General features: G+C 70.3%; 6 protein-coding genes and 1 tRNA gene. 2 read left to right on the top strand and 5 right to left on the bottom strand.

Annotated features, from left to right (window positions below; all coding sequences use genetic code 11):
- The coding region (locus tag VH914_05705; GenBank protein HEX4490684.1) for a hypothetical protein at nt 1–236 on the bottom strand (236 nt) is incomplete at its 3' end.
- Between the two features lie 200 nt (nt 237–436).
- On the opposite strand from VH914_05705, the gene VH914_05700 reads away from it, so the two are divergent.
- Complete coding sequence (locus tag VH914_05700) at nt 437–2,485, top strand: choice-of-anchor L domain-containing protein (protein ID HEX4490683.1); 2,049 nt, start codon at nt 437–439, stop codon at nt 2,483–2,485.
- On the opposite strand, the gene VH914_05695 is transcribed toward VH914_05700, so the two are convergent.
- Nucleotides 2,478–6,281, bottom strand: coding sequence for an adenylate/guanylate cyclase domain-containing protein (locus tag VH914_05695; protein ID HEX4490682.1), 3,804 nt, complete (start codon nt 6,279–6,281; stop codon nt 2,478–2,480). The genes VH914_05700 and VH914_05695 overlap by 8 nt on opposite strands.
- Before the next feature lie 122 nt (nt 6,282–6,403).
- On the opposite strand from VH914_05695, the gene VH914_05690 reads away from it, so the two are divergent.
- Nucleotides 6,404–6,476: transfer RNA gene (locus tag VH914_05690), tRNA-Arg, on the top strand.
- A gap of 80 nt (nt 6,477–6,556) precedes the next feature.
- Here the strand turns inward: VH914_05690 and VH914_05685 are convergent.
- From VH914_05685 to VH914_05675, 3 genes are all read right to left on the bottom strand, one after another.
- Nucleotides 6,557–7,483 carry a tyrosine-type recombinase/integrase gene (locus VH914_05685; protein ID HEX4490681.1) on the bottom strand — a complete coding sequence of 309 codons (927 nt, stop codon included), beginning with the start codon at nt 7,481–7,483 and terminating at the stop codon, nt 6,557–6,559.
- Between the two features lie 500 nt (nt 7,484–7,983).
- Nucleotides 7,984–8,445, bottom strand: a complete 462-nt coding sequence (locus tag VH914_05680; protein ID HEX4490680.1) for a hypothetical protein — start codon at nt 8,443–8,445, stop codon at nt 7,984–7,986.
- 75 nt (nt 8,446–8,520) lie between these two features.
- Nucleotides 8,521–8,810 (bottom strand): primase-like DNA-binding domain-containing protein (locus VH914_05675; protein HEX4490679.1); only part of this gene is annotated, 290 nt, incomplete at its 5' end.

The raw sequence follows: 8,810 nt of genomic DNA, 5'->3' as shown, positions 1-8,810 counted from the left end.
CACTTGCTCGTGGCCGTGCTCGGCACGGTCGTGTCGCAGTAGAAGCCCTTGCTGTAGGTGAAGTCCAGCGGTACGCCGTCGTAGTTGGCGACGGTCATGCCGAACTCGTTGATGCCCCGACCGGGGATGTTCGAGGCATTGCTCGCGGGATTGTTCACGCCCGCAACGGCGACGCCCCCGATCGCGAGCGCGCCGATTACGACTGCGCCCGCGACGATCCGTCCGATTCTCTTCAACATTCCTCCTGGGTTGCTGGTTTCCCCGCCGCTCTGGTGTCTCCGGAGCCGTACCCCGGAGCGGATGGCCGTGCCGAGAGATCAACGGCGGCGCGACGCGGCGCGGGTTTGACGCGATAGGAGGCCCGAACGAGACTCCCCGGGGGCGCAAGGGGGCCAGGCACTGGCGCGCGCCCGCGGAGGTCGACATGCGCGGGACGGTGAGGGTCTTTCTGGCGTGCACGCTGGTCGCGGGCTTCGCGGCGAGCGGCATCGCCGCCGGGACGAGTGGTGCGGGCGCGACGGTGGTCGCCTCGGGCGACGCGACCGCGATCGCGGCCGCGCTCTCGTCGCCGACCGCGCACGTCACGGGTGCGTCGTTCGTCGCCGAGCCCGACGGCACGCCGAACGGAACGTCGGACGCCGCGCTCGCGGACTTCCCGACCGACGGCTCGTCGTTCGGCATCCTCACGACCGGTGACGTGAACAGCGTGCCGAACCCCGGCACGTTCGCGAGCACGAACGCCGGCGGCAGCGACGACGTGCGCGGCGACACCGACAACGACGTCTCGATCCTGAAGGTCGACGTCGACGTGCCGAGCGGTTCCAACTGTCTCGCGTTCGACTTCAAGTTCCTGTCGGAGGAGTACCCGCGCTTCGTCGGCACGTCGTACGACGACGCGTTCGTCGCCGAGCTCGACACATCGGACTGGACGACGTCGGGTTCCGCGATCACCGCGCCGAACAACTTCGCGTTCGATGGCTCGGGCGACGTCGTCAGCGTCAACTCGACCGGCATCGGTGGCATGACACCGGCCAACGGCGCGGGCACCGCGTTCGAGGGCAACGGCGAGAACCCCGACGGCGCGGCCACCGGCGTGTTGCACGCCTTCCATCAGGTGAGCCCGGGCGCGCACTCGCTCTACTTCTCGATCTTCGACCAGGGCGATCATGGCGTCGACTCGGCCGTGTTCCTCGACAACCTGCGCGTCGGCTTCGTGGCGAACCCCGGCGTCAACTGCGCGCAGGGCGCGACCCCCGTCACCTACTCGCTCGACCTCCAGCCGCCGACCGCGAGCAACATCGTCGGGGCGCAGCACAGCGTCACCGCGACGCTGACCGACCAGGACGGCAACCCGATCGTCGACGCGCCCGTCGACTTCACCGTCACCGGCGCGAACCCCGGCACCGACACCGAGGCGACCGACGACTCCGGCGCCGCGACCCTCACCTACACGGGAACGAACGCGGGCTCCGATCAGATCAGTGCGTGCTACGACGCCGACGACGAAGCGCCGTGCGAGGCGGTCGCGTCCGCGAGCGCCGATTGGGCGGTGCCCGGACTCGACGTGCAGAGCGGGCTGACTCCGAACCCGGTGACCGAAGGCGACAACGTCGTCGACGACATCACGGTCACCGCGACCGGCGCGACGAACCACAACGTCGTCGCCGACGTCACGAGTGATCTCGGCGGCAACGTGATCAGCGCGAATCCGTCACAGGGTTTCTGCGACGACGAGAGCGAAGGCACGCTGCACCCGGCGGACGAGACCGACAACGACGTGGTCTGCTACCTCGGCGACCTCACCTCGGGCGCGTCGGCCACGATCCAGGTCGTCGTCAACGTGCCGAGCAGCGGATCCGAGAGCGGCACGTTCAACGTGTCCACGAACGCGACCTCCGACGAAGTGCCCGCGCCCGGCGTGACGTCCGAAGCGAGCACGAACGTGGCGAGCAGCTCCTCCGACTCGGTCAGCGGTTACGTGCCACCGGGCGGGTCGATCGACCTTGGACCGGGCAAGCCGTCCGACAACACGCCGACGGTCGCGTCGTTCGCGCTTCCCGGCAGCGGAGCGGGCGCGCAGATGACCCTCGACACCGAGACCGCGCCGACCGGCTTCTGCGGCGGCTCCGCGTGCCGCGGCGATCTGCTCGGCCTCACCGACTTCTCCGGCTACACCAACCCGAAGAGCCCGGCGGTGCTGCAGATCCGCTTCGACCGCAGCATCGCGACGCACGGGGCGAACGTGAAGCTCTACGTGCAGAAGTCGCCCGAAGGACCGATCACGCCGATCGCGTACTGCGGACCGCGCCCGCACTGGACGCACGCGCAGATCCACTACAGCCGGGTGCTCCAGCGCAACGGGCTCGGTCCCCACAGCGGCTACGCGGTGCCGTCGCCGTGCATCAACGCGAAGAAGCTGACGAACCACTGGTTGCAGGTGCAGATCCTGCTGCTCTCCGGCGACCCGAAGATCGGCTTCAGGTAGGGGCGAGCACCGCGGTCGGAGTCGCGGGCACCGACGTCACACCGAGCTCGGCGAAGATCGTCGCGGCTTCACGCTCGGCCGCCGCGGCGATGTCGCGCTCGCCGCTCGCGTTCGCGGCTGCGACGAGCGCGTGCTGGGTCAACGCGATCTCGAAGCGCGCGTCACGGGCGCGCGCTTCTTCGAGGCTTTCGGTCAGCGCGGCGTACCCCTCGTCGACGCGTCCGAGCGCAACGAGTGCGACCCCGCGGATGCGTTGGAGCACGGTGAGCTCGACCTGCCCCCGTGAGCGCTCGAGCTGCGCGTCGGCCATGGCGAGCGCGGCGTCGAAGTCGCCGCGCAGGTTGAGACACTCCGCGGTTCGCGCGTCGACCTCGAGCACGTCGCCGGTCGATCCGATGCTCGCGAACGTGTCGCGTGCCTCGGCGAGCAGCGCGAAGGCGGCGTCGAAGTCGCCGCGCCGCGCTGCGATGCGACCGAGGTGCATCGTCGCGAGCGCGTGGCCCGACGGATGCTCGACGGCTCGCCACACGCGCGCCGCGTCGCGGAACGACTGCTCGGCCGCGTCGAGATGGCCCTGGTCGGCGAGGACCTCGCCGATGTTCATCGTGCCGCTCGCGGCGTCGACCGCGTTGCCGGTCACGAGACGCGCCGCGCGCCCCTGGTCGTACAGCTCGAGGGCCTCGGTCCACCGACCTTCCCAGTACGCGAACGCGCCGAGGTTGTTGAGCACGACCGCCTGGCCGCCGAGATCGTCGAGCTCCCGGTAGATCTCGAGGGCGCGCGCCGAGTGCGTCGCGAGCTCCGGGTGACCGCGCTCGACGTGGATCCAGTCGAGGATGAAACGCGCCTGGGCCTCGGCCGCGAGCGCGCCGGCCGCGACCGCGTCGGCGACGGCCTCGGTGCAGACCGCGGCGGCCTCGTCGCTCCGGCCCTGCGTCTGGCGCACGATGGCGTGCCAGGTCTTCAACTGCGCGCGCGGCTCGGTCGCGCCGACGCCCGCGGCGTCGAGGAGCTGCAGCCCGCGCCGCGCGGTCGCGACGACCCGCCGGTAATGACCGGTCCGCTCCGCGATCACCGCTTCCTTCACCAGCAGCCCCGCCTCGGCGGGCGCGTCTCCCGCGCGCAGCTTGCGCGCGCTGCGGTACGCGGCGAGCGCGGTGTCGAAATGACCCGAGCGTTCGCGCGCGTCGCCGAGGACCTCCCAGGCGTCGGCGATGTCGTCGGACGGAAGCTCGGCCCGCACGTAGCGGGACGCCGCGAGCGCGCGCTCGAGGAACTCGCCGGCCTCGACGTTCGCGTACTTCGCGTAGGCGCGCCGTCCCGCGATCTGTGCGTACTGCCACGCGTCGGCGAACCGCTGCGCGTGGAAGCAGTGCAGCGACAGGAGCTCGGCCTCGCTCTCGACGTCGTCGCCGAGGCGGGTCGCCATCGCATCGCAGGCGCGTGAGTGCAGCGTGCGCCGGCGTCGGTACGCGAGGCCTTCGTACACGGTGTCGCGCAGCAGCGCGTGACGGAACGCGATCGTGTCGGTACTACCGACGATCAGGAAGCCGGAGAGCTGGTCCCACATCGCGTCGTCGATGACCGGCAGATCCGGCTCCACGACCGCGCGCAGCTCCGCGAGCGAGAAGGTGCGGCCGAGCACCGACGCATAACGCAGCAGCAGTTGATGCGCGGGTGGCAACAGGTCGACCTGCGCGCTGATCACCGCATCCACGGACTCGGGGAGGGAATCGACGCCGGTCGCGCGCGCGGTCGCGAGGAGCTCCGAGAGGAACAGCGGACTGCCGGCCGCGCGCGCCGCGAGCTTGGCGATGTCCCCGGGCCGCAGCGGTGCGTCCTCCGTCGCGCCGAGGAGCGCCGCCGCCGACTCCTCCTCGGTGAGCGGCTCGGGCCGCAACGTGAAGACGTGCGGTGCGTCCGACTGCAGGTCGAGGTCATCGCGGTTGGTCGCGCACACGAGCGCGTTGCGGGCGCGCAGACCCTGCACGATCACCGACAGGATCGCCTGTGACGCGGAGTCCATCCAGTGCAGGTCTTCCGCGACGACGAGCACGGGTGTCGGCATGAGCGCGTCGACGAGCAACGCGGTGACCTCGTTCACGCGGTCGCGGCGGAACTCCGGCGCGAGGCGCGCGGTCTCGACCGTGTCGGGAAGGTCGAGGTCGAGCGGCGTCGCCAGCAAGGGGAGCCAGGGCACGAGGTCGGGGGTCGCGTCGGTGACGACGCGCGCGAGCCGGGCCGCGACCTCGTCGCGAGGTGCGTCGGGCGCGACGTCGAGGAGATCGTGCAACAGCCACCAGAACGCGGCGTAGGGCGTGTGCGCCTCGTACGGATCGCACGTGATCCGCATCGTCGGCAGCCGTCCCGCGACGATGCGCTCGAGCTCCTCCGTGAGCCGCGACTTGCCGATGCCCGCACCGCCGACGATCTGCACGAACCGGCCGTCGCCCTGCAACACCGCGTCGACCTGCTCGGTGAGCGCGGTGATCTCGGCCTTGCGGCCGACGAGTGGAAGTGACGCGGCCTCGGTGAGCGCGCGGCGTTCGGGCGCGCCGAGCGCGAACGCCTCGACGGCCAAGCGCTTGCCCTTCACCATGAACGGTTCGAGCGCGGTCGTCGACCACGGTGTGATGCTGTGCCGGAGCACCGCGGGTGTGGTGATGACCTGGCCCGGCTCGGCGCGCGCCATGAGCCGCGCCGACAGGTTCACGGCGTCGCCCATGAGTGTGTACGTGCGGCGAAACGCAGGGCCGATGTTGCCGGCGAACACGGAGCCGCGATGCACGCCCGCGCGCACCGGCAGCCGATGCGGTCGCGCGACGACATCGTGCACCGCGGCGAGCAGGCGGTCCTCGTCGCGCTCGGCGCGGCGCGGCGCGCCCGCCGCGAGGATGATCTTGCCGCCGTCCTTGTCGACGTCGGTCGCGAGGAACGTCACGTCGCGCGCGTCGACGGTCTGTTGCACGTCGACGACGAGCTCTTCGAGCGCTGCTGCGACGGCGGCCGGACCTTCCTGCTCGAACAGTGCGTCGGTGCCATCGAAGTGCAGGAACGCGACGGTCACCTGGCGGTGCTCGGGGTCGCCACCGCCGGCTTCGAGGTGGCGGCGGATCGCCGTCGGCAGGAACGGCGCGGGCTCGAAACCGCGGGGGACCATGCGCTCGAACGGCAGCGCGCTCGCGACCGGGCGCGCGCCGCGCCGGATGCGGATGCCCGGTCCGAGCGGCGCCCCGAGGAGGGCGGGCGGGAGCGCGGCCGCGGTCGCGGCGGACACGATCACCTCGCCGGCCGATGCCGCGCCCTCCATGGCCGCGGTCGTCGTCACCGCGGGCCCCGCGAGCAGGAGCTCGCGGTGCGAGTCGCCGACGAGGAAGCACCCGAACTCGCCGCTGTGCACACCCGCCGACATGCGCAGCGTCACCCGGCCCGCGGTCGTGTCGATCCTTCCGACTTCGCGGAGCCGGTGCTGCATGCCGATCGCCGCGTTCGTCGCGCGCGGCGCGTGCCCGTCGTCCTCGAAGAGGAGCAGCAGCGCGTCGCCACCGAACTTCAGCAGGCTGCCGCCGTTGTCGTACGCGACCGCGAGGAGCTCGGTGAACGCGTGGCCGATGACCTCGGCCACCTCTTCGGCGCCGACCTTGCCGTGACGCGCGAGTCGCTCCGACATCTTCGTGAAGCCCGACACGTCGACGAATACGAGCGTGCCGTCGATGACGCGCCACCGTTCGTCGGGCGCGGCGTGCGTCCAGTCGACCGACAGGCGGGGCAGGTACGACAGCAGATCGACCGTCACGGCCCGCCTCGCCCTCCCCGCGTCCCGCCGCCGCCGGACGGTCGTGCAAACACCCCGAACCCGGCGTTCAGCTTAGAAGGGGCGACTGCGGCGGCGCCGGTCTACGATGATCCCTCGCGCCAGCGCTCGTAGCTCAATGGATAGAGCATCTGACTACGGATCAGAAGGTTGTGGGTTCGACTCCCGCCGAGCGCACTGAAGAAGTCCTCGTCATCGGGCTGGAGCTGCGGTGACGGCCGTAGTGGTGTAGCCAACGGTGTAGCCAAGCGCCACGATCACGCAGTGGCTGACTCGTCGTAGGAGTCGGAGACGGCTGTGAGCGCGCGCCGCTTCGCGTCCGCCGCTGGCTTCGCGTAGACGTCCGCCGTGATCGCGAGGCTCGCGTGGCCGAGCACAGCGCTCACGACTTCCAACGGCGCGCCTTGCTCCAGCATCACGGTCGCCGCGGTGTGCCGCGCGGCGTGGATCCGCCGACGGCCGACCCCGGCCTTCTCCGTCACGCCGTGCCACCAGCGCAGCGCGTTGCGAGGGTCGAGAGGTGTCCCGATCGGCGACGTGAACACATGGGCGCTCTCGCGCCATGAGCCGCCCGCCTTGAGCCGCTCCTCGGCTTGGCGCACGCGATGCTGAGCAAGCGCGGCGACACAACGGTCCGGAAGCGGAATCGTGCGCGCGCTGCCGCGTGTCTTGGGCGAGCCGACCCTGAGGCCCCTGCCCGCCGTGTAATGGAGCGTTCGATTGACGGTCAGCTGCTTCGCGTCGAGATCAAGGTCGGACCACTGGAGCCCGAGCAGTTCGCCGCGCCGCAGTCCGAGGGTCAGCGCGAGGACCGCGAAGGCTTCGAGTCGGTCGCCCTTTGCAGCGGCGAGGATCGCCCGCGCCTCGCTCGCGGTCGGCGCGTCGTCGAGCTTCCGGCCGCCGCCCTTCGGGCCGTCGACGAGAGCGGCCACGTTCCTCGTGACGACGCCGCGGCGCTCCGCGTGGCTCAACGCGCGACGGAGCACAGCGCGCGCGTATCGCTGAGTCCTCACTGACAGCCCCGCCTTCCTGAGCGAAGTCAGCATGCTGTCGACATGGTCCGGCGTCAGCTTCGCGACGGGAACCGTGCCGATGTGCGGTAGCACGTAGTGATCGATGACGTAGCGATAGCTCGCGGCGGTCTCGTCCTTCACCGTGCCAGGCAGCACCTTGTCGAGCCACAACGTGAGGTACTCGGCGGTCGACTGTCGCTCGTTCGTCGTGCCTACTCCGGACGCGACGGCGCGCCGGACCTCCTCCACTCGACGCATCGCATCGGCCTTCGTCTTCGCGCGCACGACTTTCCGAAGTCGTCGTCCGGTCTTCGGGTCGCGTCCGAGCTCGACGCTTGCGCACGAGAGCCCGTCCGCGCGGCGGTAGAGCCCACCTTCGCCAGACCCGCGTCGCTTCGTCACTGTCTCCGTCTCTTCCACGTAGTGCCTAAGCGGCCCGTCGACTCGGCCCACTTCTCGACATCTGGCCAGTGCCAGATGAGGACCTGCCGCAGCTCCACCACCGGCTCCGGGAAGTCGTCGTGACGCCGGCGCCACTCATGGACGACCTGCGGTCGTGCGACGCTGAGACGGTCCGCGATCTCCCAGGCTCCGACGAGCTGGTCCACGTCCACGCGTCGGCCCATCGGCAGCTGAGTATAGCCGTACTCAGCCGTCACGCAATGCCGGTGTCAGCGTGCTCGAGCGAGGTCGTCGAACCATGCGGCGTTCTGCAGTAGGACCTCCCGATGACCGAGATCAGCGGCGAGATCCTCTGCGATGCTCGCGAACCGCCGAAGTTCATCCGCGGCCGACCTGAGTTCCTTCGCGCCCGCGCAGATGGCGAGCCCACGGCAGCGCTCGACCGACGCGAGGTGGGCGGCGCGCAGCGCCAGGGCGATACCTGTTGAGCAGAAGCCGAGCCGACCGGCGGCAGCGGCGAGCTCGATCGCCTCGTTCAGAGTCTGCGCCATCTGTGCCACCTCCCTCCACGGTGCGCCGTACTCGATGTCCGACGGATCCGTGCAACTGAACGTCTCCGGACCAAATGGCCCGAGATGCACGAGCATTGCGGTCGCAGCCTCACTCAGGTCGAGTGGCCTTTCGTAGCGATCGCTCTTGGCTGCGACGAGGTCTTTATCGAATGGTTCCACGGCGTCCTCCTCGGTAGCGCATCTCTCGTTCCAGTCGAAGGTCGGCGAGCTCCTGGACCGCGTGGACCGCGCGTCTCACTCGGCAGCGCGCAGACCAATGCCTCGATGCATCCATGTTCGGTCCCCATCACCGGTCCGCGGTCGCGCCGAGGTGACGTGTGGTTGAGCTGCCTTCAGGTCACGGCCGAAGGTCGCGGACGTGCCCGCGGCGACGCCGTTCTTGACACACCACGACCTCCAGGCATCGAACAAATCAGCGCGCGAGATCTGAAACTCCGCGCCGATGCAGCACCTGTCGCGGATGAACTCCAGGACCGGTGACGACAGCTCTTCGAGCTGGGTCGACAGCTCAAGACCGGCTTGCG

It is taken from the genome of Acidimicrobiia bacterium, from assembly GCA_036271555.1.
GTDB lineage: Bacteria > Actinomycetota > Acidimicrobiia > IMCC26256 > PALSA-610 > DATBAK01.
This window is presented reverse-complemented; position numbering and strand designations above follow the sequence as displayed.